Source organism: Streptomyces sp. NPDC030799 (assembly GCF_055572255.1).
The window spans coordinates 264,055-287,943 of record NZ_JBVIDS010000005.1 but is presented as its reverse complement, the minus strand read 5'-3'; the positions used below and the strand labels follow the sequence as shown (position 1 = coordinate 287,943).

At 70.6% G+C, this 23,889-nt stretch carries 26 protein-coding genes; 14 read left to right on the top strand and 12 right to left on the bottom strand.

The window, feature by feature from the left end:
- Nucleotides 1–13: 13 nt before the first annotated feature.
- From ACZ41I_RS14820 to ACZ41I_RS14790, 7 genes are all read right to left on the bottom strand, one after another.
- The gene (locus ACZ41I_RS14820; protein WP_468514256.1) at nucleotides 14–844 is read right to left on the bottom strand and encodes a GNAT family N-acetyltransferase; all 831 of its coding nucleotides are present in this window, start codon (nucleotides 842–844) and stop codon (nucleotides 14–16) included.
- Entirely contained in the window at nucleotides 841–1,116 is a 276-nt protein-coding gene (locus ACZ41I_RS14815) for an acyl carrier protein (RefSeq protein WP_399767880.1), read from the bottom strand. Before ACZ41I_RS14815 ends, ACZ41I_RS14820 begins: the two co-directional genes overlap by 4 nt.
- Before the next feature lie 71 nt (nucleotides 1,117–1,187).
- Nucleotides 1,188–2,849 (bottom strand): AMP-binding protein, encoded by a 1,662-nt coding sequence (locus ACZ41I_RS14810; protein ID WP_468514255.1) that lies wholly within the window; start codon nucleotides 2,847–2,849, stop codon nucleotides 1,188–1,190.
- 1 nt (nucleotide 2,850) lies between these two features.
- On the bottom strand, nucleotides 2,851–3,813 hold the full coding sequence (locus tag ACZ41I_RS14805) for a lipid II:glycine glycyltransferase FemX (RefSeq protein ID WP_468514254.1): 963 nt from the start codon (nucleotides 3,811–3,813) through the stop codon (nucleotides 2,851–2,853).
- A complete protein-coding gene (locus ACZ41I_RS14800) occupies nucleotides 3,810–5,042 on the bottom strand; it encodes a hypothetical protein (RefSeq protein ID WP_468514253.1) in 1,233 nt (410 codons plus the stop codon). The genes ACZ41I_RS14805 and ACZ41I_RS14800 overlap by 4 nt, the downstream gene beginning before the upstream one ends.
- Nucleotides 5,039–6,646 carry an AMP-binding protein gene (locus ACZ41I_RS14795; RefSeq protein ID WP_468514252.1) on the bottom strand — a complete coding sequence of 536 codons (1,608 nt, stop codon included), beginning with the start codon at nucleotides 6,644–6,646 and terminating at the stop codon, nucleotides 5,039–5,041. The genes ACZ41I_RS14800 and ACZ41I_RS14795 overlap by 4 nt, the downstream gene beginning before the upstream one ends.
- Nucleotides 6,647–6,697: 51 nt before the next feature.
- Entirely contained in the window at nucleotides 6,698–7,888 is a 1,191-nt protein-coding gene (locus ACZ41I_RS14790; RefSeq protein ID WP_468514251.1) for a cytochrome P450, read from the bottom strand.
- A gap of 360 nt (nucleotides 7,889–8,248) precedes the next feature.
- Here ACZ41I_RS14790 and ACZ41I_RS14785 point away from each other — a divergent pair, with 360 nt between their 5' ends.
- From ACZ41I_RS14785 to ACZ41I_RS14775, 3 genes are read left to right on the top strand one after another with little or no spacing between them, the layout of a single operon-like run.
- A complete protein-coding gene (locus ACZ41I_RS14785) occupies nucleotides 8,249–8,743 on the top strand; it encodes a hypothetical protein (RefSeq protein WP_468514250.1) in 495 nt (164 codons plus the stop codon).
- An 11-nt stretch (nucleotides 8,744–8,754) separates the two neighbouring features.
- A complete protein-coding gene (locus tag ACZ41I_RS14780; RefSeq protein ID WP_363219197.1) occupies nucleotides 8,755–9,288 on the top strand; it encodes a hypothetical protein in 534 nt (177 codons plus the stop codon).
- A gap of 9 nt (nucleotides 9,289–9,297) precedes the next feature.
- Complete coding sequence (locus ACZ41I_RS14775; RefSeq protein WP_468514249.1) at nucleotides 9,298–10,476, top strand: MAB_1171c family putative transporter; 1,179 nt, start codon at nucleotides 9,298–9,300, stop codon at nucleotides 10,474–10,476.
- 208 nt (nucleotides 10,477–10,684) lie between these two features.
- On the opposite strand, the gene ACZ41I_RS14770 is transcribed toward ACZ41I_RS14775, so the two are convergent.
- Nucleotides 10,685–11,473 carry an amidohydrolase family protein gene (locus ACZ41I_RS14770; protein ID WP_468514248.1) on the bottom strand — a complete coding sequence of 263 codons (789 nt, stop codon included), beginning with the start codon at nucleotides 11,471–11,473 and terminating at the stop codon, nucleotides 10,685–10,687.
- 99 nt (nucleotides 11,474–11,572) lie between these two features.
- On the opposite strand from ACZ41I_RS14770, the gene ACZ41I_RS14765 reads away from it, so the two are divergent.
- The 7 genes from ACZ41I_RS14765 to ACZ41I_RS14735 all read left to right on the top strand — a co-directional run bounded on the left by ACZ41I_RS14765 (nucleotide 11,573) and on the right by ACZ41I_RS14735 (nucleotide 17,981).
- The gene (locus ACZ41I_RS14765) at nucleotides 11,573–11,929 is read left to right on the top strand and encodes a MerR family transcriptional regulator (RefSeq protein ID WP_468514247.1); all 357 of its coding nucleotides are present in this window, start codon (nucleotides 11,573–11,575) and stop codon (nucleotides 11,927–11,929) included.
- 109 nt (nucleotides 11,930–12,038) lie between these two features.
- On the top strand, nucleotides 12,039–12,626 hold the full coding sequence (locus ACZ41I_RS14760) for a histidine phosphatase family protein (protein WP_468514246.1): 588 nt from the start codon (nucleotides 12,039–12,041) through the stop codon (nucleotides 12,624–12,626).
- A 151-nt stretch (nucleotides 12,627–12,777) separates the two neighbouring features.
- Nucleotides 12,778–13,818 (top strand): helix-turn-helix domain-containing protein, encoded by a 1,041-nt coding sequence (locus ACZ41I_RS14755; protein ID WP_399767847.1) that lies wholly within the window; start codon nucleotides 12,778–12,780, stop codon nucleotides 13,816–13,818.
- 525 nt (nucleotides 13,819–14,343) lie between these two features.
- Nucleotides 14,344–14,883 carry an ArsR/SmtB family transcription factor gene (locus ACZ41I_RS14750; RefSeq protein ID WP_363220906.1) on the top strand — a complete coding sequence of 180 codons (540 nt, stop codon included), beginning with the start codon at nucleotides 14,344–14,346 and terminating at the stop codon, nucleotides 14,881–14,883.
- Nucleotides 14,880–16,166, top strand: a complete 1,287-nt coding sequence (locus ACZ41I_RS14745; protein WP_399767844.1) for an MFS transporter — start codon at nucleotides 14,880–14,882, stop codon at nucleotides 16,164–16,166. Before ACZ41I_RS14750 ends, ACZ41I_RS14745 begins: the two co-directional genes overlap by 4 nt.
- 541 nt (nucleotides 16,167–16,707) lie before the next feature.
- Nucleotides 16,708–17,274 (top strand): hypothetical protein, encoded by a 567-nt coding sequence (locus ACZ41I_RS14740; RefSeq protein WP_468514245.1) that lies wholly within the window; start codon nucleotides 16,708–16,710, stop codon nucleotides 17,272–17,274.
- A 434-nt stretch (nucleotides 17,275–17,708) separates the two neighbouring features.
- A complete protein-coding gene (locus tag ACZ41I_RS14735) occupies nucleotides 17,709–17,981 on the top strand; it encodes a hypothetical protein (RefSeq protein ID WP_468514244.1) in 273 nt (90 codons plus the stop codon).
- A 252-nt stretch (nucleotides 17,982–18,233) separates the two neighbouring features.
- Here ACZ41I_RS14735 and ACZ41I_RS14730 read toward each other — a convergent pair whose 3' ends face one another.
- From ACZ41I_RS14730 to ACZ41I_RS14720, 3 genes are all read right to left on the bottom strand, one after another.
- A complete protein-coding gene (locus ACZ41I_RS14730) occupies nucleotides 18,234–18,464 on the bottom strand; it encodes a hypothetical protein (RefSeq protein WP_468514243.1) in 231 nt (76 codons plus the stop codon).
- Nucleotides 18,465–18,486: 22 nt separating this feature from the next.
- Nucleotides 18,487–18,660 carry a hypothetical protein gene (locus ACZ41I_RS14725; RefSeq protein ID WP_468514242.1) on the bottom strand — a complete coding sequence of 58 codons (174 nt, stop codon included), beginning with the start codon at nucleotides 18,658–18,660 and terminating at the stop codon, nucleotides 18,487–18,489.
- 211 nt (nucleotides 18,661–18,871) lie between these two features.
- Nucleotides 18,872–19,504 carry a transglycosylase family protein gene (locus ACZ41I_RS14720; RefSeq protein WP_468514241.1) on the bottom strand — a complete coding sequence of 211 codons (633 nt, stop codon included), beginning with the start codon at nucleotides 19,502–19,504 and terminating at the stop codon, nucleotides 18,872–18,874.
- Nucleotides 19,505–20,061: 557 nt separating this feature from the next.
- Here ACZ41I_RS14720 and ACZ41I_RS14715 point away from each other — a divergent pair.
- Nucleotides 20,062–20,508 carry a DUF6086 family protein gene (locus ACZ41I_RS14715; RefSeq protein ID WP_468514240.1) on the top strand — a complete coding sequence of 149 codons (447 nt, stop codon included), beginning with the start codon at nucleotides 20,062–20,064 and terminating at the stop codon, nucleotides 20,506–20,508.
- Between the two features lie 42 nt (nucleotides 20,509–20,550).
- Here the strand turns inward: ACZ41I_RS14715 and ACZ41I_RS14710 are convergent, their stop codons facing one another.
- Nucleotides 20,551–20,988: a VOC family protein gene (locus ACZ41I_RS14710; RefSeq protein ID WP_363220450.1), complete on the bottom strand. Its 438-nt coding sequence runs from the start codon at nucleotides 20,986–20,988 to the stop codon at nucleotides 20,551–20,553.
- Between the two features lie 192 nt (nucleotides 20,989–21,180).
- Here ACZ41I_RS14710 and ACZ41I_RS14705 point away from each other — a divergent pair, with 192 nt between their 5' ends.
- The 3 genes from ACZ41I_RS14705 (at nucleotide 21,181) to ACZ41I_RS14695 (ending at nucleotide 23,887) form a co-directional block, all read left to right on the top strand.
- On the top strand, nucleotides 21,181–22,095 hold the full coding sequence (locus ACZ41I_RS14705) for a DUF8017 domain-containing protein (RefSeq protein WP_468514239.1): 915 nt from the start codon (nucleotides 21,181–21,183) through the stop codon (nucleotides 22,093–22,095).
- 261 nt (nucleotides 22,096–22,356) lie between these two features.
- The gene (locus ACZ41I_RS14700; protein ID WP_363220452.1) at nucleotides 22,357–22,650 is read left to right on the top strand and encodes a hypothetical protein; all 294 of its coding nucleotides are present in this window, start codon (nucleotides 22,357–22,359) and stop codon (nucleotides 22,648–22,650) included.
- A gap of 271 nt (nucleotides 22,651–22,921) precedes the next feature.
- Nucleotides 22,922–23,887: a LysR family transcriptional regulator gene (locus tag ACZ41I_RS14695; protein ID WP_363220453.1), complete on the top strand. Its 966-nt coding sequence runs from the start codon at nucleotides 22,922–22,924 to the stop codon at nucleotides 23,885–23,887.
- The last annotated feature ends 2 nt before the right edge of the window (nucleotides 23,888–23,889 follow it).

Genomic DNA, 23,889 nt, shown 5'->3' with positions numbered 1-23,889 from the left:
TGCTCGGGTGGGCTCAGGCACCGGCGCCGACGGGGACGCTCAGCTCTCGCACCCGTGCCTCCGGGCGGAATCCCAGGAGTTCGTAGAACTGGCGCAGCCTGTGGTTGTCCGCCGCGACTTTCAGATGGCAGCGGGGCACGCCTTCGGCACGGAGCCGGTCCATGAGGGCGGCGTACACGGCGGTGAGTGCGGACAGGCTGGAGGTGTCACGGGCCTCCCGGGCGACGATCAGGCCGCGCAGGAACGCGAAGGGTTCGCCGTGGCCGTGTTTTTCGATGTGCAGGCGGGCGGTCGCTGTGACGTGCTCGCCGTCCGGGGACACGACGTAGGCGTTCCCGGCCAGCCACAGGGGGTGTTCGGCGGTGAGCCGCCGGCTCGTCTCTTCGTCGATCGGTGCCGCGAAGCCCTCGTCGTTCCACAGCCGGAACGCGGCCGGGATCAGGTGCGGGACCCGTGCCAGGCTCACGGCTCGCTGTGCGGGGCCCGGGTCGTGCACCTCGCGCACCATCCCGTACCAGTCGAACTCCGTCTCCCACGGCAGGGCGTCGGCCCGCTGCGTCAGGTGCCGTGTCCCGGCCTCGGTCTCCATGACGACCATGCGGGTCCCCTCCGGTTCCGCGCGGAACGTTCCGGTGAGTGCGGCGGCATCCTCGTGCCAGCGCTGGTGCCGGCCGGGCAGCGGGATCAGCGGCTTGCGGCGGGGGTTCCCGGTCTCGTCCTCTGCCAGGGCGAGCACGCTCTCCGTCTCCCCGACGGCCTTCTGGGTGCGCAGCCAGCTGGGCGGCGCCAGGTACGGCAGGCTGGGATGGTCCAGATAGGCGTCCAGTGCGGCGGTGGGCGTCATGACGGGCGGGCCTCGGCGGTGAGGCCGGCCAGGTCGAGCAGGGTGTCGGCCAGACCGCCGACGGTCGTCATCCGGTCGAGGTCGCTGAGGCGGTCGATGCGGGCGTCGAGGCTGTGCCGTCGGGTGAGCGCGGTCAGCAGCTGGACCACGTTCAGGGAATCGAGTCCGAGGTCGTTCTGCAGATGGGCCCCGGGTCCGATCGCCTCGGGTTCAAGTCCTGTGAAGTCGGCCACCAGGGTCCGTACCTCGCTCAGCAGGGTCGTCCTGTCCACCTTCGTTCTCCTTGGTCGTCGGGTCCGTCGCGGTGGGCGTCCGGGTTCGGGGCGGTGTCCCCCGCGGGCCGTCACGCGTGCCAGACGAACGCGCGGCGTGCGATGACGTCGTAGGTGTCCTCGTGGTAGTGGCGCGCTATCTCGGAGCGGCGCATCTTGCCGCTGGAGGTCTTGCTGAGCGTGCCGCGGGGAACGAAGACGATCTCCGTGGGGCCGAGGCCGATCTCCCGGACGAGCGCGACCCGGAAGTGCCGCATGGCGTCCGCGCCGATCTCGCCGGCGGGCACCGGCTCCGCGATGACCGCGTAGCCGCCCGACTTGCCGGGCACCGCCGCGCAGTTGCCGGGTCGCACCACGGACACGCCCTGGGCTGCCCGCTCGATGTCCGTCGCGTAGAGGTTGCGTCCGGCCACCACGATGACCTCCTGCGACCGGCCGGTGACGAAGATCTCGCCCGATGCGTCGACGTAGCCCAGGTCCGGCGTGCGGAACCACTCGCCGACCTGCTGGGTGCCCTGTGTGGTCACGTACTCCGTGAGCAGGGACCGGGTGCGCACCCGAAGGTGACCGATGCGGCCGTGCGTCCCGTCGTCCGTCCCCGCGGCGCCGTCCGCTGCGTCCGGCTCGGGTGCGACCTCCACCTCGACGCCGTCCAGCGGCCGGCCCAGTGCGACGAAGCGATGTCCGGTGGCCGAAGGGTCGCGCAGCCAGCGGTTGCGGCCCAGCGCGGCGGGGTCGACGCCGACCGCGGACCAGAGGTCGCCCGGGGCCACGGCGGAGACGCCGACGCCGACCTCCGCCATGCCGTACGCGGGGCACAGCGCCCGTTCGTCCAGTCCGGCGGGCCGGGCGGCCCCGGCGAAGCGCTCCAGGGTGGCGGCGGAGATGGGCTCGCTGCCCACCACCAGCCGCCGCAGGGGCCGCAGGTCGAGCGGGGCGGCACCGTCGGCGAGCCGTGCGGCGACCAGGTCGAGCGCGAAGTTCGGCACGAGGGTGTAGTCGGCACCGTGGTCGGAGCAGTCCCGCAGCCACGACAGAGGATCGCGCCGGAACGCCTCCGGAGTGCTGAGCAGGATGTCCCCTTCTCCTGCCCGGCTCCGTCCGGCGGCCGCCCAGGATGTGAGCAGGGCGCCGATGAGGCCCATGTCGTGCGAGAGCGGTAGCCAGGAGCAGCAGCGCACGCCTTCGTCCAGGGCCAGCCGGCCGATGACCGCCTCGACGTTGGCGGCGAGTGCCGTAGCGGAGATGCGTACGCCCTTGGGGGCGCCGGTGCTTCCGGACGTGAACTGCACCAGTGTTCCCGGGCGGGACCGGTACAGGGGCGGGCCGCCCTCGCGCGCAGCCGCGAACGGTGCGAAGTGCACGGCGGGCTGCGTCGGGAGCGCCAGGGGCGTTCCGTCCGCGGTGAGGACGAGCCCCAGGTCCAGGCGGCGGACGATGGCCTCGATCATGGTGAGGTGGGCGGGCAGGTTCGGGTTGCGTCCGGGAAGGGGCAGGGACACCAGATCCACTCCGGCCAGCCAGGCACCCACCACGACGGGAACCGTGTCGGGGGTCAGCGTGAGGAACGTGCCGACGGCCTTCCCCTCCGGTGTCCGGGCGCCGATCCAGCGGGCGCAGTCCTCCGCGCGCCGCCACACCTCGTCACCGGTGACGGGTTTCTGGTCCGCTCCGAAGCGCAGGGTGGCTCGGCTGTGGGAGGCGTCCGACAGCAGATCGAGAAGTTGGGTCACGTCACGGTCCCCCGTGGTAGCCGCGGTACAGGACGTGCTCGTCGACAACGGGCACCAGTTCGGCGCCGAGCGAGAGCTTGAACTTCGTCAGTCCGTTGAGAACCGCCCGGCCGGTCTCGTCGCAGTGGATCCCTCCGAGGTCGCACCGGGTGCAGCCACGGTCGCGCAGCCAGCGCAGGCTCTCCCGGAACAGCACCGCCCCGTAGGGCTCGGCCCGGCTGGTCGGCGCGCGCGACACCCAGCCGAGCCGGCCCGCCCTCAGGAGCAGGGCGGCCGAGCGGAGTTCGTCGCCGACGGTCAGGAACAGATAGGTTCCTGCCCCCGTCTGGCGGAACCAGGTACCGAGTTTCTGCAGGTAGGACTCCGGGAGGGGGCGGTAGCCGTTGCGCCGGGCGAAGTCCGCGTAGCAGGCCGCGAAACGCCCGGCCGCCGCCTCGTCCGCTCGCGCGCTGACCCGGACCCCGGTTCGGGCCGCCTTCTTCAAGGTGTAGCGGGTGCCGTGCGACATCCGTGCGGTCATCGCCTCGTCGGTCCCCAGTGCCACGGTCGCCGTCATGCGGTGGAACTGGGTGCCCAGGGGCCGCCATCCGGCCTCGCGCAGCACACGCTCGACGTCCCCGACGGCCGGTGCGGCCTCCGCGTAGGGTCCGATGCGCACCTCGTGTCCGCCGAAACGTGCGCGGATGTCCTCCGTGGCTGTCCGCAGGGCGGTCTCGTCCGCGTACACGGGGCCGCGGGTGCAGGTGAGGACGGGGCCGCCGACCGTGTGTGTCACCAGGCCCGCCAGGTGGTAGCCGGCTCCGCTGAGGAAGACCTGTTCGTCTCCGGCCCCCGCCTTGGCCGCCGTCCAGCCGGCCCGCTGGAACGGGGTGTGGACGGGGTAGCGTGCCAGCTCCCGGTCCCAGTCCGCGGCGGCCTGCGGGTCTTGCGGCAGCGTGGACGCGCGGGACGGTACGGCGCTCATCGCGCCTCCACGGTGTCGCGCGTCGGCGGCCGGGCGGGCGGTGGCGTGTCCCGGAGCCGGTCCCGTGCGGTCGTCATGGCCGCCAGCAACCGGTGTTCGGCGTCGCTCACGTCGGCCAGTGCCGAGCCGACACCGGGTTCCGCCATGCCGTCGCGCCGGGCGGACCGGGCGAGCGACCGTGCGAGGGCCGCCCACGCCGTTGCGGACTCCTCCACCCGGTGGCACAGCGCGGTGCTGAGCGCCTGTGGGTGCAGATACCGGTGGCGCCGGGCGAAGTGGAGGAACAGCCGGCGGTTGCCCACCACATACTTGTCGATGCACGAGGGCAGGTGCCAGCGCAGGGCCAGCCGCAGGAGTTTGCTGTCGAGCATCGCCGCCGCGTGCGGGGAGGTGAAGGACTTCAGGAGCTCCACGGCAGCCAGGCCGTGTTCCATGCCGGGCACGCGCGGGGCGCGACCGGACAGGTTGCGGCAGGACAGGTTCAGCAGCGCGCGAAGGTCGATGTCGTGCCGGTCGCCGTGCACGACGGCCGTCTCACCGATGTCGTACGCGAGCACCTGCACCCCGTGCCGGGCGGTGTCCGCGAGGTCGTCCCAGCGCACCTTGTGTTCCCGTGGTACGGGATCGGTGCTGGTCGGCTGGCGGTCGGCGAGCAGCAGCGCACGCCCGTCGCAGCCGAGGGCCATCATCGTGTGGTAGTCGGCGGGCAGCAGATCGGTGGCGGACAGCCAGGGCACGTGCCAGCGGTGGGCGTGCAGGACCGGCACGTGTCCCCGCCCGATCTCGTCGTGGACGAGCCCGCGCAGGTCGTCCACGGACCAGGCGGTGTGCCACCGAGCCCGCACGGAACCGAAGAACTGCGGGACGGTGAGCCACTGTTCGCCCGGCGACGCCAGCCAGGGGCGGAAGGTCCGGTCGGTGGAGAACACCGTGCCGACGGGCTGGACGAGCTGGTCGGTGGCCGCCACGACACGGTGGCCCCGCAGCACGTCGCGCAGGCAGTGGTGCAGGCAGTTCAGCTGTGCGGCGGGGAAATCGTCGGCCGTGCGAGGTGCCTCGCCGCCGTCCGTCTCCGCCCCCGTTCCCGTCCCCGTCCCCGTCGCCGGTCCGGGCGGCGGGGCACCAGCCGGTGCCTCGGCGCCCGCGCCCAGCGCGGCCGTACGGCTCCAGCCCTGCGGGGTGCGCCAGGGGGAGGCGCAGTCGCCCGGGGCGGATGTCGGGAGAGTCATGACGGTTCCCCCTCCCCGCCGTCGAGGGCGGCGGCCATCCGCAGTCGCTGCAGCTTGCCGCTGGTGGTCTTGGGCAGCTGATCGCGGGCGACGAACCGCACGTCCGACACGGGGATGCCCCCGGCCCTGGCGGTCCGCAGCAGGGCCCGGCGTTCGCGTTCGCCCGCCTGCTCGTCCTCGATGACCACGACCATGCGGCCGGCAGCGGCGTCGGTCACACCGACCGCGGCGACCCGGCCGTGCTTCGCGTATCCCTCGCGGACGACGAAATCCTCCACGTCGGAGGGCAGGAAGTCCTCCCCGCCGACCCGGATCACCTCGCGTCCACGCCCGACGAAGACCAGTTCGCCGTCGGCCATGAAGCCCAGGTCTCCCGTGTCGACCACGGTGTCCGCGGACACGGGCCCCGGCTGCCCGTACGGGCCCGCGCAACGCGTGGCGGAGCGGACCTTCACCTCGCCGATCACATGCTCGCCGACCCGTCGGCCGGCCCGCTCGATCCACACGTCGTGCCGCGGGATCGGGGTGCCCACCGACACCATGGCGCTGCCGCCCGGCAACGCCGCCGGCCCGGGTCCTCGCCCCCCGTCCGGCAGGGGCACCGTGCGCCAGCGGCGGCCTGCCGGGGCGCAGGTCACCATGAGTGTCGCGTCCGACATGCCGTAACAGGGCCGGACCACGTCGACCGGCGCGCCCGGCAGTGTCTCCTCGAAGGCCCGCAGGACCGGCGCCCGCAGGACGTCGGCACCGACCGGGACCGTCCGCAGCGGCGGGCGGGTGCCGCTCGTCGCGAGGGCCTTGGCGGTGACGTGCATGCCGGCGGGGATGACGGGGAAGTACGTGACGCCGGCCTCCGCCATGCGGTTCACCCAGCCTCGCGGCGACCGCATGAACTCGGCCGGGCTCCACAGCAGGAGAGGGCGCCTGAGGTGGAGGGCGAGCAGTGCTCCGCCGATCAGGCCCATGTCGTGCGAGAGCGGCAGCCAGGAACCGAGGATGTCCGCGTCGCCGACCTGGAAGGTCGAGGCGAGCAGCCGGAGCTGGAGCCCCAGCGAGCGGTGCGGGATGCGCAGGGGGCGCGGCGGGCCGCAACTGCCGGAGCTGAACTGGAGGTAGGCGGTCTGCGCCGGGTCGGCGGTGTCGCTCACGGGGGCGGAGGGGCGGGGCAGGTTCTGCCACTGCCCGCCGGTGTGGATGCGGTGGGCGCCGACCGCCTCTCCCGCGGCGAGGACACGCCCTCGCACGGAGTCCTGCGACTCTCCTGGGCGGCTGGGGCTGATCACAAGGGGCAGGGCTCCGGCCAGTGCCGCGGCGAGGAAGCCGGTGAGCACGTTCTCCGGCAGGTCGTCGAGAACCAGGACCGGTAGGCCCGTCAGGTCACCCGCGAGGGCCGCCTGCCTGCGTGCCTCGGCCACCAGGGCGCGGGCGTCGAGGGGGGCTCCGGTGGTGCGGTGAACGGGCAGGGGAACGGTCACTTCCTCGATGCGTTCGCACAGGCCGACCAGGACTGAGGCCTGGTCCGGCTCCTGTGGCGGGGCGGTGGGGACGGCGCGGTGCGTCGCGTGGCGCACCTGCTGTTGTCCGGTCGTCATGGCGTTGTCCACGTCGGCTCCTTGAAGCGTGTACGACGGGGCGGTGCGGGACGGAGGGTGGGCCTACCAGGTGACCGTCAGCCGGGTCAGGCCGCGGGTGGCCAGGCCACTGGTCCAGCGGACGGACGCGTCCCCCGGGGCCAGGCGCAGTCCGGGGAACCGCACGAGACTGCGTCCGATCGCCGTGGCCACCTGGAGCCGGGCGAGATGCGCCCCGAGGCATCGGTGCGCCCCGTGGCCGAACGTCAGGTGCGGTGGTCGTGTCTCCTGCACGGCGTCCGGGTCGGGAAAGACTGCCGGGTCGGTGTTGGCGCCGGCGAGGGAGACCACGGCCGCCTCCCCGCTCCGCACCGTGACCGGCCCGAGCGGGACGTCCTGGAGCGCGACGCGGGGGAAGCTCAGAGGCGTGGCCGGCACCAGGCGCAGGTACTCCTCCACCGCGGCGGGCGTCCACGCGCCCCTTGCGCGGAGGGCGAGCCGGTGGTCGTGGTCGGTGAGCAGAGCCAGGGCGGTCAGGCCGATCTGGCCGACGGTCGTCTCGTATCCCGCCATGAGCAGGGCCAGCCCGAGGTTGACCAGCTCGTGTTCGGACAGGGCGCCCTGGCCGTCCCTGGTCCGGATCAGCGTCGACATCAGGCCGTCGTCGGGGCATCGCCGTTTGCGCTCGATGAGCGTGGTCATGTAGTGGACGAGCATGAGCCGCTGTCGCGTCTTTTCGGCGGGTGACCGGGCGTTGATGTCGAACAGGACGTCCACCGACGACCTGAACCGGTCGCGGTCCTCGTCGGGGATGCCCAGCAGGCCGCACAGGACGGAGAGCGGCAGCGGAGCCGCCACATGGGTGACGAAGTCTCCGGGCGGGCCCTGTGCGGCGAGGCCGTCGAGCAGTCCGTCGGTCAGCCGCTCGACGAGAGGCCCGAGGGCTTCCGCGCGGCGTGTGCTGAAGGCTCCGGCGACGATCCGGCGGATTCTCGCGTGTTCGGGTCCGTCCATGCTGGTCATCGCGCTGGACGCCGGGGTGATGTCGGACAGCCGAGGCGCGCCGTGTGCCACCGCCGCCGCTCGGCTGAACCGCGGATCGCCGAGCACCGTTCTGCCCAGCGCGTAGGAGGTGACGAGCCACAGCCGGTCACCGGTGGGGGCGGTGACCCGGCGGACCGGGGCGCTCGCGTCGTCCCCGGGTGCGTGGGTCAGTTCGGGAAAGCTACGTAACTCCGCTGTGATCGTGGCCCTGTGCGTGCCGAGGTCAGGCATGGGCACTCTCCAAGGGGCGCCGGCCCGGTGAGAGGAGGCCGACAGGTGGGGGGCTGGAAGGTGCACCGGGCGGTACCGCCGGTGTCTCCGGTCGTAGGGGGATCAGGTCGGATCTGTCGCGGTTCGGCCGTGTCGGTGCACGAGCAGCCGATCGGCGGCGACGGGCTCAGGAGCCTAGGACAGCGGATGACGAGGCGTCAATACGTCCGCTACAGCTGATGATTGGCATCCGCCGTGGGGTGTCCGACATTCGCCTTGTCAACCCGGGCGGATACCGGTACCCATGAGGAAGCCGTTCCGTCCGCCCGAGTGGACGGCCCGGCCCGGGTACCGCAGTTCGTCTCCAGCGAGGGACCAATGATGGGTGAGGACGCTTCAGCCACCGACGGCGACGGCGGTCGCCCTCTGCTGCGCACCCTGAGCGAACGTCTCAACGAGCTGATCGCAGCCGTCTACCCCGACGAGCGGACCCGGCCGGGGTACGCACGACTGGCCAAGGAGATCCGCGAGAAGACCGGCGGGGGGATCTCCGGTACATACCTGTGGGAACTGGCCACCGGCCGCAAAGACAATGTGACGGTACGTCAGCTCGAAGTACTGGCACGGCACTTCGGTGTCCCGCCGGAGTACTTCTTCAACGACGAGGTGGCCCGTCGCGTGAGCGCGGAACTTGCTCTGGCCTCTGCCCTGCGGGACGCCCGCATCCGCAACATCGCGCTGCGTGCGGAGGGACTGTCGCCCAACAGTCTGAACGCCATCCTCGCCATGGTGAACGAGGCCCGGCGGGTGCAGAACCTGCCCGACCTCACGGAGCGGCACGACCACCGGCCCGGATCCGAGGGCCCCGAGGATTGACGGAAGTGTGCATGCCGAACGGGGAGCGCCGACTGCACCAACGCTGCATGGCCCGGCTGGAGGGGATCGACATCCCGCATCCCTTCTCCATCGAGTCGTTCTGCCGTCACCTCTCCGCACAACGGCAGCGCCCCCTGTACCTGCACCCCCTGCGGGCGCAGGAGGCACCCGAGGGGGCCTGTGGCATGTGGCTGGCCACGGCCACCGATGACCACGTCTTCTACGAGCGGCGGACGGCGCCCCTGCACCAGGACCACATCGTGCTGCACGAGATCGCGCACATGCTGCTCGAACACGGCGCCCAACCGTCCGGGACGGACCTCGCCGACCATCCCCATGTGCGGGCCCTGCTCCCGGACCTCGACCCGCACCTGGTGCGACGCCTCATCGGCCGCACCAACTACACGCGGGTCGAGGAACTGGAGGCGGAGATGCTGGCCACGCTGATGCGCACCCGGCACAGCGAGCCCTTACGGTCGCGTCCGGGCGACGTGCTCGGCAACCTGGCCATCGCGCTGGGCGTGCCCCGGACCCCCGAGGCCTGACACAGCGCCATGCGGCAGGACGCGGCGAATGCGGGGACGTGGCTGGGATACACCAGCGTGTGCCTGCTGTGGGTCGCGGTGGCCCTCAGTGCCCCGTCTGCTCGCCGGGTTCCGCTGAGCCGGGCCCTGTGGCTGGCCATCATGTCGGCAGCCTGCGCCACGACTTTGCAGTTGCCGGGCGTTCCCCGGCTCGCCGCCGGGATCACCGGGTCGGCTCAGGCGATGGCGCTGACGAAGCACCTCCTCGGTGTCCTGTCGTCCGGGGCCATCCTCTGCTTCGTCTCGGCCGCCATGGGCACATCGCGTCTGAAACGCGTCTCGTGCGTGGCGACGGCCGTGGTGCTCGCCGCTCTGCTTGTCCTGGTGGAGGCGGGTGCCCTGCGCGACCGGACGCAACTGAGTGCCGACAGCGGCGGCGCGGGCGTGGCGTTCGCCCTCATTCTCATCATGACGCACCTGACGGCGGACTCGGTGTGCGTGGCGGTGTGTCTGCGCTGTGCCCGGCAGGCGTGGACTCAGACCTTCAGGGCTTCACTGAGACTGTTCGGCTACGGCACCGCCTTCTCCGGAGCCTTCTGGCTGGGGTATCTGATGATGTTCGTCTCCGGCGACGGCCGGCTGTACGGGTGGCTGTCGGCGTTGATGTCGGTGCATGCCGTCCTCAGGGCCGCGGCCATCCTCATGCCCGTCGCCCGCAAGGTCCGGCGCACGCTGTCCCACGTCGCCACCACCTGGGCGCTGTGGCCCCTGTGGCACGACCTGGTCGACGTGGTGCCGCATGTTGCGCTGGTCAAACCCCGGGCGAGGATCCGGGAGGTACTGTGGCCTCCGGTGCCGCCCGACGTACTCGCCTACCGGAAAGTGATCGAGACGCGGGACGCCCTGCTGGTCCTGAGCGACTACACCGGGCCGGACGTGCCGCAACTGGCTCGCCGGCATGTGACCGACGCGGGCGTGCCGGAAGGAGACCGGCACACAGCGGTGCTGGCCTGTGTCATGCGGGAGGCGCGTGAGGCCAAGCTGTCGGGCGGTCCCAGACAGCACGTGCCCAGCGACCTGTTCGCCTCCGGTACCCGCGACCTGGCCGCGGAGAAGGCCCTCCTGATCGAGCTGGCCCGCGCCTATGGCTCCGCGACGGCCCGGGCTTTCACCGCGAGAACGCAGGGCGGCGGACAGCGGGAGCGGTAACACGGCACCGAGCGGGCCCCGCTGCCGCTGAGGGCCTGGCCGGGAGGGCGGAGGGCTGCGGGACACGGGCTGCGGGCTGCGGGCACGCACGTTCTGGGAGTTGCATGCCAGGAGGGCGTCGCGGTGGCTGAGCCGCTGGTGAGACGCTTCCCGACACGTAGATCCGCTGGAGAGCCTCACCCCCCAGCCGGGTGGGCCCGAGCCTGCATCAGCCGAGCCCGACCAATTCGGCGATCGTCCCGCCGAGCACCCGGTCGCGTACCTGTCCCGGGCTGGTGACCCGCTCCACCATCGTCCGGCTGAGGACCGGGTCGCCGTACGGCGCGTCCGATCCGAACAGAGTCCGGTCCGGAATCTCCTCGATGGCCAGCCGGACCGCGAAGACGATGTTGGCCGTGGACAGTTCCAGGTACATGCTCGGGGTCTCCCTCACCAACTCGACGGCCTGCATCCAGTTCAGCCCGCCGAGCTGGCTGACCACCAGCGGGACTGTCGGATAGCGGCCGGCGAGCGCCGACATCGTCACCAGGTCGTCCGCCGTGGTCGGAGCGAATCCGTGCACCACCACGGGCAGCCCACCGTGATCTGCCGCCGCCCGGAGCACGGGTTCGATCACCTCAGCCCGTCCCGGGGGCGGTGTCAGCTCGCCGATCCCGCGCAGACCGCGCCCGACGACCTCGCGTTCCACGATCGCGGCAGTCTGCTCCGGGTCCAAGTCCAGCGGCACGGACAGGAAGCCGATGAACCGCTGCGGGTGTGCGGCGAGCGCGGCGTCCAGCTCGCTCCACGCCCCGCGATACCGCTCAACATCGCCGGCGCGACCTCCGATGGCCTCGTCCAGAATCGCCATCTCCCGGCGCAGCGAGGCGAGGTCACCGGCCCGCTCCGGGTGGGGGCGGGTGGCGAACAGCACGGCGCGGTCCACCCCGGCCTCGTCCAGCAGACCGACATGTGCCTCGACGGGGTCGTGGACGTGGCTGTGCGCATCGATGATCAATGGGTTACTCCCTCCTTGGTGATCGGCCCGGAATGCGGCCGACCAGTGCACTGTTGCTCCCTGACATCGTGTGAAGGTCAAGCCGAAAGGAGCCGGTGGGTGCTGATCGGGGAGCTGTCGCGTCGTACCGGAGTCAGTGAGCGCCTGCTGCGTTACTACGAGCGAATGGAGCTGATCAGCGCAGAGCGACGCGCCAACGGCTATCGGGAGTACGACGACCGGACGGTGGAGACAGTGCTGCGCATTCGCGCCCTCCTGGCCGCCGGCTTGCCCACCCGCATCATCCGCCAGGTCCTGCGCTGCACCCTGGACGAGGTGACGCTGCGTCCTTGTCCCGGCGTCCTCGCCCACCTCCGCGGCCAGTTGAACGTCCTCGACCGGCGTGCCGCCGACCTGGACACCGCGCGCCGCCTTCTGCGCCGGACGATCGCCGCCACCGAGAATGCGGCAAGCTGAGCCTGGTGTCGGGCGCCGGGGCGGCGCGCGTCACAGTGGCGGCAGATGACGCGTGCGAAGACGAGGAATCGGGCTCGCTTAGTCACCTGATCGGATAGCGTGCTCGTCCATGGGGGAGCTGATATTGATCAGGCACGGCCAGACGGAGTGGAGCCTGTCGGGCCGGCACGCGGGACGCACCGACGTTCCGCTGACCGAAGCGGGTGAGGCCGCGGCCGCGGCGCTCGCTCCGAGGTTGGCCCGACGCCCGCTGGCCGGCGTGTTCAGCAGTCCGCTGAGCCGCGCCATGCGGACGGCCGAGCTGGCGGGTCTGACCGGAGTCAGGCCCGATCCCGACCTGGTGGAGTGGGATTACGGCGGCTATGAGGGCCTGACCGCGGCGCAGATCCGGGAGGGACGACCGGGCTGGGACCTGTGGCGGGACGGCGTCGTGCCCGGCGACGCCGACCGTCCCGGCGAGCGGCTCGACCAGGTGGCCGCGCGCACGGACGCGGTGCTGGGCCGGATCAGGCCGCTACTGAACGACGGTGACGTCGCCGTGGTCGCTCATGGGCATCTGGCGCGCGTACTCACCGTGCGCTGGCTGGGCTTGGACGCGTCGGCCGGCCGACTACTGGGCCACCCGCATCCGGGAACTCTGAGTTTTCTGGCCACTGAGGACGGGCAACCGTTCATCTCCGCCTGGAACGTCCCGTAGCGGCAGCCCGCCGCGCGACCGCAGCGAGGGAGCGGCCGGGGGCACATGGGTACCGGCCGGGGTATGGTGCGGTTGCCGGCCGATCGGCCCCAGGACACCCAACGCCGGTACGCCCGGCGGCCCTTGCCGCGCCCTGTGGTTGACTACCGTCGTGTTGCCTGAAACCGTCTTCACCACCCAGGAACTGCCGGCGAGCGACCGTTTCGAGGCGTGGACGGAACAACTGGGGCGTACTCACGCGCCGATGCACCTGAGCAGCGATCGTGCCGCGGACTACCGGGGGCACCAGCGCGTGATCGGGCTGGGCGAGGTGACGGTGTGGCCCGCGACCTTCGACCATCTGGTGTTCCGCCGGACGCCCAGGCTCGTACGCCAATCCGACCCGGAGGTGTTCCACCTCTCCCTGCTGCGGCGCGGGGACGGCGCGGCAAGCTGGGGCAGGCAGCAGGTGGGGTACCGGGTCGACGACTTCCACGTGAACTACTCGTCCCGGTCCTACGAGATATCCACCGGCCCCGACCCGGTCACCATCGTCGGGGTGGAGATCCCGCGTGCCGCGGTGGATCTCCCGGCCGGCCGGGCGGACGGGGTGGTCGGACGGCGGATCTCCGGCCGCGAGGGCATGGGCGCGCTGCTCGCGGGGCTGCTCGTGCAACTGGCCTCGGACACCTCCTCCTACCGGGCGAGCGACGCCGAGCGGCTGGGCAGGGTCGTCACCGATCTCGTCACCGCCGTCTTCGCCCACGCCCTGGAAGCGGAGCCGCACCTTGCGCCCCAGACGCATGCTCGCGCCCTGGTCCTGCGCATCAAGTCGTTCATCCGACAGCATCTGAGCGACGCTGAACTGACCCCCGCTCGGATCGCCGCGGCCCACCACATCTCACGCAGCTACCTCTACCGCCTCTTCCAGGAAGAGGGGCTGACCGTGGCCTCGTACATACGCGACCAGCGGCTGGCCGCCGCCCGCAAGGATCTCACCGATCCCCGTCTGCGTACGCTCCCCATCCACTCCATAGCCCTGCGCTGGGGCTACCTGCGCCCCGGCGACTTCACCCGGGCCTTCCGCACCGTGCACGGCATCACCCCCAGCGAGCTACGGGACCAGCAGCTGAGCCGGACAGCCGTGGACGGACCGCACACCGACGTGGACGCTGTGCGAATGACACCCACCGCTGCACACGCACATCATTGATCCCGGTCGCTCAACAGGCTCCGTGCCCCAAGGCGAGCCAGGGACACGGGGGTGCCCTGATTCGCCCACGGCACGACAGCCCTCAACGCCGACGGCGTCGATCCCCCAACAGAGGGACGCCGTCGGCGTAGCCATATCGGGTGTGAGCAGTTGAGGTACAGAAAGTACCGCTGAGCTTGATCTTGCCCTGAATCGCCTACTGTGTGGGGGTTTCGACCCGCGGGGCACTGCGCCGGCCCGTGGCTCGCGCAGGTCCGGGACGTGGCGGGAGAGCCTGCCCGGCGAGACGCCGAGCAGCTCGGCGATCGAGGTCATCGAGCGGCCCGGGTCGGGCAGCAGGTCACGGGCGACCCGGATGATCCCCTCGATGGCGACTCCGGGGCGTCCGCCGCCCCGTCCGCGGGCGCGGGCGGCGGCGAGGCCTCCTTGGCGCCGATGACGATGAGTTCGCGAATGAGCGCCGCGAGCGCGGCGAAGACGTGAATCCCCTTGCGCAATGGTCAAGAATCGTTGACCATTGTTCGCATGCCTACCGATGATCTTCCCGAGACGTTTCACGTCACCACCGACGAGCAGCTACGCGCCGTCTCCAATCTCACGCGTCACCGGATCATGGCCGTGCTCCGCTTCGAACCCGCGACGATTACGCAGATCGCCGAGCGGGTGGGCCTTGCGAAGGGGAGTTCCAGCTACCACGTACGGCTGCTCGAACGGGCCGGCCTGGTGAAGGTGGTACGAACGCGCAAGGTCCGGGGGGTCACCGAGCGGTACTACGCGATGGCCGCGCGGGCGATCGTGCTGCCGGATCCGGGTGAGGGAGGCCCGGATGTGCTGATGCGGCATGCGGTGGCGGACCTGGAGGCAGCGCCGGCGGGCAGCGAGCGGCACGTGCGGATGGCGCATCTGCGGCTCACCGAGGAGCAGTTCGCTGAGCTGGGAGCGCGGCTCGAAGCACTGGCGGACGAGTACCGGGAGCTGTCCGATCCGTCGCTGCCCGACGCCTCACTCGTCTTCGCACTGTTCCACCCGGCATCGCGCCAGCAGACCGAAGGGGACGCCAAGTGACTTCAGACATTCGGAAGCTGCCGACCGGGTTCGGACGGCTGTGGACCGCGCAGACGGTGTCCTCGCTCGGTGACGGCGTAACGCATGCCGCGCTGCCGCTGCTCGCGCTGACGTTGACGCGGGATCCGATGGCTCTCGCCGTCGTCACCGCCGCCGGAACTCTGCCATGGCTGCTCTTCGGGGTGCTCGGCGGTGCGCTGGTGGACCGCTGGGACCGCCGGCGCACGATGTGGGTCACGGACGCGGCGCGTGCGGTGCTGCTCGCGATACCGGCGGCGGCGGCCGCGCTCGACGTGCTGAGCATTCCACTGCTCGCGACCGTCGCCTTCCTCCTCGGCCTCGGCGGACTCTTCTTCGACACGGCCGCCACGGCCTATCTGCCGGATCTGCTCGGCCGCGACCCCGCGCTCCTGGAGCGCGCCAACTCCCGCCTGCGCGGCACCCAGACCGCCGCGTCCGGCTTCGCCGGGCCGCCCGCTGGCAGTGCCCTGCTCGCGCTCGGGCGGGCGGTTCCGCTGCTCGCCGACGCGGTGTCGTTCGCGCTCTCCGCACTGCTCGTACGGTCGCTGCCTGCCGCACCCCGGCCCGTACCGCAGGCCCGTGAGTCGCTGCTGCGGCAGGCGCGGGCCGGCGCCGCGTACGTATTCCGGGATCAGTTGCTGCTCGGACTCGCGCTGCGTCCGGCGGTCGGGAACATCGCCTTCCTCGCCGTGGAGACCGTACTCGCCCTCTTCGCGCACGACCGTCTCGGCATCGACACGTTCGGCTTCGGCCTGCTCCTCACGGCGGAGGCCACCGGCGGTCTGCTCGGCGCGGGCATCGCCTCCTTCCTGGGCCGACGACTCGGCACCGGCGCCGCGCTGACCTGCACGGCCGCAGTCGAGGGACTCGCCATCCTGGGCCTTGCCGCCGCCCCGAACCCGTACGTCGCCGGCCTCGCGCTCGCCGTCTGCGGCGCGGGCATGGGCGCCACGATGGTGCTCGGCCCCTCTCTCCGGCAGGCGATCGTCCCCGCCCATCTGATGGGCCGGGTCGCCTCCACCTCCCGCATGCTCGCCATGTGCGCCGCCCCGTTCGGCGCCTTCCTCGGCGGCTGGCTGGCCACCACCTACGACGTACGCACCCCGCTCTACGCCGCCGCCGGCCTCCTCCTGGCCATGACCGCCGTCACCGCGACCATGACCAGCAACCGCAGGGTAGAGGCGGCGCTGAGTGCCGCCGCCCCGGCCGATGATCCGGCTCACCCGGAATCCCGGGATGCCGTTCCGGAGCGTGCCATTTAGGGCTCCGCGAGGTCATTGAGCCGGCGCACGGCAGGCCACCCAGCTCGGCGTCCCTCGCCTCGGCCCAGGAGCGTCGGGCGCCCGGCCTCCACGGGAGGCAACGAGTGGCCCGGCGGGCCGGGTTCGCCGCCGTCAGTCCTCGTCGTCCTCGACAGCCTCCGGATCCCGCAAGGGGCGCAGGCCCTGACCTTCCTCCGGGGCCTCCCGATACGCCTGGCGGACCTGGCCGCAGCTGCCGTGGCAGATCGCGCTCCGTCACCCGCGCCGTCACCTTCTGCGCGACGGCAGCGTCGACGTGCAGAGGGATCATCCCGGGCCCGCTCACCCGCGAAGTGCGCACCGAACTGCTCATCACCGACCGCCCGTCATGACGCCCTGTGGCGAGCGCCAGACTCAGCCGGGCCCCTCAAGGCCTCGTCGGCACCTCCCGTCAGGGTCTCGCTGCCCCAGAGCAGACGGGCGTCATCGGTGGCCCCGGACGCAGCGTGAGGGCGAATCGGGCCCACATTATGATCTCCATTCCGGCCGAGGAGGACGGTGTATGGCATTTCAGGAACACATTGAACGGGCCGCCGACGAGGTCGTCGCAGCGTTCCCCGCGGACTCCGGGATCTACGCGGTGACGTTCCGCATAGACAGCGTCGATCAGGATCCGCGGTTTCCGTACCTGGCGATCGGCTACACGACCGAGGCCGACGTCGCCACGGCGCAACAGACGGCCTCGGACGCCTGGGAGGCACGCTGGAGCTACGCGTACTTCCCGGAAACGGGGCTCGACGGGGTGAAGACCGTAGGACGCGACCAGGACGGTGCCGAGTTGCACCGCCTGGAGGCGGAGTCCCGGGGGCTGTGGTACGAGGAAGACGATGAGCCGGACGATCGCGACGGGATGCTGGTCGAGTGGTTCTACGAAGTGTGCGTCGCAGTCGCCCGGCACCTCCACGACAGCGGCCGGATCGTCCAGACACTGGGACGACCGGTCCCGGTGATCCTTTACGACATGTTCGACCCGGACGCGATGTTCCGGCTGACCTCGCAGGCCAACCCGGCAGAGCTGATCACCGAGTTCCTGACCGAGGACCCGGATCAGACACCTCAGCGGCCCTGACCCCCAGCACGCCGAACCCGCTGATCCGGCTCCCGCCCCGACTGCCCTGCGCCTGTCTCGGGCCTGGAACCGGGCCCATGGGCACTCTGCAGCAGCGGGCCCAGCCAGGAGCCGATCGGTCACAAGGGCAGGCTTCGCAGCCGTGCCTTCGACTGCCACGCTGCTCTGCGACGCCAGCGAGCACCGCGCCGAACTCACCGCCCGCCGGCCACCGCGACGGCCCTGTGCTTATCGCCTCCGGCTTCCTACGAACACCGCGCTGACCTGCATCAGGACCCTGAGCGCCTCGCTTGCTGCATCATGCGCCTGCGCCGCCTGTCCAAGGGACACCACAGCACCTCGCCCACCGAAGGAGAGGCGAACTCGACGAAGAACTGGGCCTGGACCTCGCAGATGCGAGCGGCGTTCCGCAACTGACCTGGATCCAGGACGCCATGGTCACCCGCCCCGGCAGCACCCCACCCCGCAAACTCCACCTGGTCTTCCGCGTCCACATCGACGACCTCACCCGCGCTCACCTGCGCACCGTCGAGCACGACGACACTACCGGCGCCGGCCACCTCACCTGGATCCCCTACAAGGACACGGCCGACAAGGCGCTGTTCCCGCCGGTCCCACTGGCCGAACTGGCTACTCCCGCCGCCCCGCTCGACGCTGCCCGGGTTCTCCTGCCGTCCCTGGACGACACCAACTATCACTGGATCTGATGCAGCGTGGAGCACGACCGGGTTCGTCCGGCGATCCCTTTCTGAATCCAACTCTTGTGCAGGTACTCCCGCTGAATCCCGGTGAGCAGGAGGGACAAGGCAAAAGGTGGGCCACCCGGGGGTGGCCCACCTTGATGGCGCTGGTGTCACGGGCCTGAGTTACCGGCCGTCGGCGCCTGGTCGGTGGCGGTGCCCGTCGAGGCGCCGGTGCCGGGTGTACTCACACGCCGCGTCACTGGGGCACAGATCCGCTCACAGAACGGCGACCGTCGACTCGTGGGCGTAGCTGAACCCGTCGTTGTCGAAGTAGAAGACAGTGACCTTGAGCTTGTCTCCCTTGGCGAAGTGCGAGCCCTGGGCCGGGCGCATGGTCACCTGGGCGACGTGGCTGTCGGCGTCACAGACCAGCTTGTCCTTCTTGATGGTGCCGGCGGCGTTGTTTTCGACATGGGTGCCCGTGCCGAGCTTCCTGCCGTTGGCCACGAGCTCGTGGTCCAGGCCCGGGTCAGGAGTAGGTGACCTTCACCTGTATGTTCGACTTCTGCAACGACACCTTGTCAATGGTCAGCACGTTGGCCTTCGCCGCCGCCGACGGGGCGGCTGCGAGAACGCCTGCTGTGACCATCAGGGCAGTGGCCGCGGTCCCGGCGAGGCGTCGCCGGATACGGGTTGACTTCATGGGTTTTCTTCCTTCCCCCCTGCGCTGTCACCCTTGGTCCGAGGTGTGGAGATGTCTCCAACTGGGCGGGTAACTGCAACAGTTGATCGTTTCTGTCCATGAATCCTATGTGATCTCCGGGTGGAAGGCGGTGCCGCTCTCCGGCGAAGGGTGCCTGGGTCTGCCCGCCGGCCCGCATCCACGTGCCACACCGGCTCCGCAGCCTGCAGCGCTAGCCGGCGGACGGCAGAGTGAGCCGCTGCCCCGGGCAGATCACATCCGGGTCGGGGCCGATGACGTTACGGTTGGCGTCGTACAGCCGCTGCCAGCCGCCGGCAACGTCAGCCTGCCGCGCGATGCCGGACAGGGTGTCGCCGTCGTGCACGGTGTACGACGTGCCGGTGCGTCCGTCGGCGCCGCCACGCAAGCGGGGCAGGGCGCGCCACGGACGGGCCGGACGCACGATCGGCCCACGCTGCCCGCCGCCCCGCGCGAGGTGCGCGCGCACCGCGCAGACCGGCCACGCTCCCGGCCCCTGCCGGGCGAGCACCGCTTCCGCCACGGCGATCTGCTCGGCGCGGGTCGCCAGATCGGCCCGCGGGGCGTACGCGGTTCCGCCGTACGCCAACCACGTCGGCAGGGTGAACTGCAGCCCGCCGTAATGACCGTTACCGGTGTTGCTGCTCCAGTCGCCGCCACTTTCGCAGTCCGCGACCCGGTCCCAGACGGTGCCGGACGCCGCCTCGCCGGAGCTTGGGGCAACAAGCGGAAGGACGATGCAGCAGCCACCGATGGTCACAGCCCTGCGCAGCGACGGCAAAAGCCGCGGGGGCACGGTACGGCGGTGCCGCGGTCGTGTGGTCATGGGCCTTCCTCTCCTGCGGATCCCGCTCACCGGTGGCCCCGGCGAGCTGTAGGCAGTACGGCAGCGCCGCCCGATCGTCCACAAGGCGCGAGGAGTTCACGGATGGTCATGCGCCGCTCGGCGCCACCTCGCACTCCCATGACGCTTCGTCAGCTTTGCGGGAGTGCGGGCATACAAGTGGGCACGGGCGCGTGCAAGCTGAGCCGCGCCAGTTCCGTACGGCCCTCCCCTTCGAAGGAACGCTGCGGGAGCAGCGCACATCCACGGCCGGAGTGGGAGCGCACCGGCCTCGTGCGGCGGCCGCAACAGCGCCGACAGGGCAACGCCAGGCACTGCACGAACGGGCCGGAAGGCGCACACGACCACCCACCACGCGATGATCCGCGTCTTGGCAGGACAACGCTCGTAGCGTCGTGGCCCGCAGCGGGAGCGGATCGACGCAATGCCGCGCATTGGCGCGATCAATGCCTTGGCCCGCAAGGCACCGTTTTACCCGGATGCCCACCACCCGGCCGGTCTTCTACCCTGTACGGGGTTGGCTGAGCAGGGGGTTGGCGATGAGCATGTACTTCGACATGGGTGACGAGACGCTGTGGAACCCGTCGAGCGGTGCCGGCCGCCTCTTCCTACGGCAGGTCGAGGTCTTCGAGGCGGAGCTCAAGCTGCCCTCGGGAATCGGCCAGGGCAAGTATGGGGGCGACCCGGACACGCTGGAAGTCGATCCGGTCGTGTACGCGGAGTTCGCACGCGGCCTGGTCGCCTGGCACTGCCGGACGGGGCACTCCGTGATCCTCGCGCTCTCCGAGGGGTTCGTGGCGACGGCGGTCGCGCTCGCGCGGCGCGCGGGAATCGCGGTGGAGATGCCCGAACCGGGGCCCGGCCATCTCTGTGGAGGCGTCAAGCGCGATGTGGAGGTTCCCGGCAGTCCTCTGACCGCGTCAGTCACCGTCGTCACCGCGCTGGACGCACGAGCGCGGGAGATGGACCGCTGGTTGGCCCGCTGAGCCGGTGCGTTGTAAGCGCGAGGCTGATTGACCGATCGGCCGTCAGTTCTTCTTCAGCTCCTCGGCGAGCATCACAATGATGCCGCTGGGACCGCGGACATACGTGAGCTTGTAGACGTCCTCATAAGTCGCCACACCGCGAAGCGGATGACATCCGTGCTTTGCGGCTGCCTCAAGGGCTTTGTCGATGTCGTCGACCGAGAAGGCGACGCGATGCATGCCGATCTCGTTGGGACGAGTGGGATTCGAATCGATCGCTTCGGGGTGGATGTACTCGAAGAGCTCAAGGCGACCGTGACCGTCCGGCGTCTGGAGCATCGCAATCTTGGCGTGATTGCCATCAAGGCCGACGGCGGTGTCGGTCCACTCACCACTGACCGTGTCACGGCCGACGACCGTGAGGCCCAGGTCGGTGAAAAAGGAGATCGCTGCTTCGAGATCGCGAACGGTGATGCCAACGTTCTCAAATTTGATGGCCATGCGCTGCATGCTACCGAGCCGGGCTGATCAGGTGCTTCAGGCAAGGACACAGCCGAGTACCAAGACGCGGACACGCGGTAGGACCCGACCCAACTCCGGTGTCTGTTGCTGGGAGGGGCTGCCGTATCGTTACGGCACATGTGGCCAGGAGAGCAGTCGTCAACGGGCGGGCAGAACCCGCAACAGCCCCCGGTGGGAGGTCCGTCGAACCCGTACCAGCAGCCTGCGCCGCCGAACCCGTATCAGCAGAACTCCTACCAGCAGCCCCATCCCTGGCAGATGCCCACGCAGCCGGCCGCCGGCGCACCCACGTCCCCGCCGACGGGTGGCGGCCGGAACCGGACCGGACTCGTCGCCGTCATCGCCGCGGCAGCCGTCGTGCTTGCCGCAGGCGTCACCGGATTCCTTGTGCTCGGCGGTCACCAGCACGACGAGCCTGACCCCAAGCCGACCAACACCGTGTCACCGTCGCAGAGTTCCACAAACCCCCGGGGGTCCGACGCCTCTACGGCCACGATCAAGGGCTGGAAGGTCATCACCAATCCGACCCAGCACATCGCATTCGACGTCCCGCCCCAATGGGAGATCCAGTCCGCCGGCTGGGTCACCTACGTATCCAAGGACGGGGACCCGGACGACAAACCACTCATCGCGATACGCAATGTCGCAATGCTGCAGAAGAAGTGGTGTTCGTCGGACGAGAACCGGGACGGCACGCTGGAGAACATCCCACTGGCCCAAGTGGGCACAAGGGGCAACAACGGATACCGAAGCGCTCAGGAGATCGCCGGCTCCGACGCGCGGACCTGGGTGTACGGGGCGTACGCCCAGCCGGACAAGAAGAAGGTGAAGACCGGAACCGTCGAGGCGTTCACCACGACCTCCGGCCTCAAGGGCACATTGGGTACCGCCTGGTCCGTGGGCGCGAAGAAGTCCAAGTGCGCCACGGACGGGAAAGCATGGGTCTTCGGCTTCAAGAACGCTGCAGGGGACCTGGTTTCCTGGTCGTTCTTCGGCGCCAAGAACGTGGCCGCCGAGGTGCCGGACGCGACCATTCGGAAGATCGCTTCCACGGTACGGCTTTACAAGGCCCCGACGGGTTCCTGATCCCCGTCCTGGGGCAGTTTCGCGGGGGACCTCTTCCTGTAACGGCCTCCTCGGCGCCGGCGGCAGCCACCCTGACGAGCCGCGGCCGCAGCGACGTCGGCAGACATCTCTTCACATGAGATGTGATACCAGTCGATTGCAATGCAAGATCGCGAAGTCCGGCGCGCCGAGGGATTATTTCGGGCATTTCTCACTAATCTCCGTTTGCTGTAAGGGGTCGACCCTTCATTGACCGATCCACCTCGCTTCACCGGAGATGACATGTACAAGCTTCGCAAGGCCGCCGTCCTGGTCGCCGCCCTCAGCAGCGTCGGAGTGCTGACCGCCGGCACCGCCCATGCCGCGGGATGGAGCCGAGGCGACGGCCACGGGGGCAACCGATACAGCGTCCAGCAAAGCACCCAGTGCAAGTCCCACGACCTGAACGTCGACGTCCTCGGCGCGGTCGGGCTGGTCAACGGCCTGCTGGGCAACGGGCTCAACGGCGAGGGCGACGCGGGCGGCCAGGTCAGCCACCTGGGTTCGACGATGGGCTGCAACAGCAGCGCCTTCTAGGCGAGCCCTTGTCGCAACCGGGGGTCACAGGCGGTCAGCGAACGGCTGACCGCCTGGCTGTGTACGGAAGCGATCGCCGGCGGATCTTCTCCAGCCGCCTGAGGCGGGGCGCCGCCGCGTCCGGCGCCTCCTCGGCATCACCTCGTCGGCCGTGCCGAGGATGGCAAGGCTCCGCACCCATAGCATTTCGGTGCCGTGTGACATTGCATATGGGGCTGGGGCGGCCCGGACCCCTGCCGGAAGGCTCCGGCGGCTCCCTACCATCCGCGCCATGGATCTAGAGGTACGGCACTTGCGCGTGATCTGCGCGATCGCTGAGGCCGGAAGTCTGACCCGCGCCGCCGCGTCGCTGTGTATGACACAACCGGGGCTCAGCGCCCAACTGCGGCGTATCGAGGCCATGCTGGGCGGGCCGATCTTCGACCGGGGGCAGACCGGCGCCGTGCCCACCGCGCTGGGTGAGCTGGTGCTGCCCCGGGCGCGGGCGATCCTGCCGGGCATCGACGGCCTGCTCTCCGACACCGCCCGTGCCGCTCGCTGCGGGACGGCTCCCGGCCGGGTCCGCCTCGGATCGGTGGGTGCTCCGTTGCTCGCCGATCTGGTCCTGGCGACAAGGGAGTTGATTCCCGGATCCGATGTGACGACCCGGTGTCAGTACGCGCCGTCGCCGCTGGTGGACGACCTCTCGGCGGGGCGTCTGGAGGCGGCGGTCCTCGGGGACTGCCCTGGGCACGAACTCGCGCCATGTGAGGGAGTCCTGCTGCGGCCGGTGGTCACCGAGCCCGTCTTCGCACTGCTGCCGTCCGCCCATCCCCTGGCCCGCCACGAAGAGGTGAGTCTGGAGGAACTTGTCGGAGAGGACTGGGCCATGCCGCACCCGGACAGTGACCGCACCCGGGAGTACTGGTCGTCCGTCTTTTCCCGTACGGGCCGTCAGCCGCACGCCCCCTACGAGGCGGAGGGCCGCCAACTGATCGAGATCGTACGGGCGGGCCTGGCGGTCAGTCTGTGTCAGGCGACCTTCATCGAGGTGCCGGGCGTCGCCGTACGACCGCTCGCCGGCGATCCTTTCTGGTACCGCCACGTGCTCGGTCTGCGCCGCGACGGACCGCTGGCCGCGCACGGGGACGAGATCGTGCGCAGGGTGGCCGCGGGGTATCTCGCCACGGGTGCCGCCGCGCCGGCCTACGCACGATGGCGCCGGCGCCGTCCGGAGTCGCTGTGCCTGCCCGGGTGAGC

What these genes read in the sequence shown, in the direction of transcription:
- ACZ41I_RS14775 (WP_468514249.1), top strand. Translation starts at nt 9,298, where the DNA reads ATGCGGCAGGACGCGGCGAATGCGGGGACGTGGCTGGGATACACCAGC.
- ACZ41I_RS14785 (WP_468514250.1), top strand. Translation starts at nt 8,249, where the DNA reads ATGGGTGAGGACGCTTCAGCCACCGACGGCGACGGCGGTCGCCCTCTG.
- ACZ41I_RS14750 (WP_363220906.1), top strand. Translation starts at nt 14,344, where the DNA reads ATGCCTACCGATGATCTTCCCGAGACGTTTCACGTCACCACCGACGAG.
- ACZ41I_RS14780 (WP_363219197.1), top strand. Translation starts at nt 8,755, where the DNA reads ATGCCGAACGGGGAGCGCCGACTGCACCAACGCTGCATGGCCCGGCTG.
- ACZ41I_RS14695 (WP_363220453.1), top strand. Translation starts at nt 22,922, where the DNA reads ATGGATCTAGAGGTACGGCACTTGCGCGTGATCTGCGCGATCGCTGAG.
- ACZ41I_RS14805 (WP_468514254.1), bottom strand. Translation starts at nt 3,813, where the DNA reads ATGAGCGCCGTACCGTCCCGCGCGTCCACGCTGCCGCAAGACCCGCAG.
- ACZ41I_RS14800 (WP_468514253.1), bottom strand. Translation starts at nt 5,042, where the DNA reads ATGACTCTCCCGACATCCGCCCCGGGCGACTGCGCCTCCCCCTGGCGC.
- ACZ41I_RS14790 (WP_468514251.1), bottom strand. Translation starts at nt 7,888, where the DNA reads ATGCCTGACCTCGGCACGCACAGGGCCACGATCACAGCGGAGTTACGT.
- ACZ41I_RS14725 (WP_468514242.1), bottom strand. Translation starts at nt 18,660, where the DNA reads ATGAAGTCAACCCGTATCCGGCGACGCCTCGCCGGGACCGCGGCCACT.
- ACZ41I_RS14820 (WP_468514256.1), bottom strand. Translation starts at nt 844, where the DNA reads ATGACGCCCACCGCCGCACTGGACGCCTATCTGGACCATCCCAGCCTG.
- ACZ41I_RS14710 (WP_363220450.1), bottom strand. Translation starts at nt 20,988, where the DNA reads ATGGCCATCAAATTTGAGAACGTTGGCATCACCGTTCGCGATCTCGAA.
- ACZ41I_RS14740 (WP_468514245.1), top strand. Translation starts at nt 16,708, where the DNA reads ATGGCATTTCAGGAACACATTGAACGGGCCGCCGACGAGGTCGTCGCA.
- ACZ41I_RS14735 (WP_468514244.1), top strand. Translation starts at nt 17,709, where the DNA reads ATGGTCACCCGCCCCGGCAGCACCCCACCCCGCAAACTCCACCTGGTC.
- ACZ41I_RS14700 (WP_363220452.1), top strand. Translation starts at nt 22,357, where the DNA reads ATGTACAAGCTTCGCAAGGCCGCCGTCCTGGTCGCCGCCCTCAGCAGC.
- ACZ41I_RS14760 (WP_468514246.1), top strand. Translation starts at nt 12,039, where the DNA reads ATGGGGGAGCTGATATTGATCAGGCACGGCCAGACGGAGTGGAGCCTG.
- ACZ41I_RS14720 (WP_468514241.1), bottom strand. Translation starts at nt 19,504, where the DNA reads ATGACCACACGACCGCGGCACCGCCGTACCGTGCCCCCGCGGCTTTTG.
- ACZ41I_RS14715 (WP_468514240.1), top strand. Translation starts at nt 20,062, where the DNA reads ATGAGCATGTACTTCGACATGGGTGACGAGACGCTGTGGAACCCGTCG.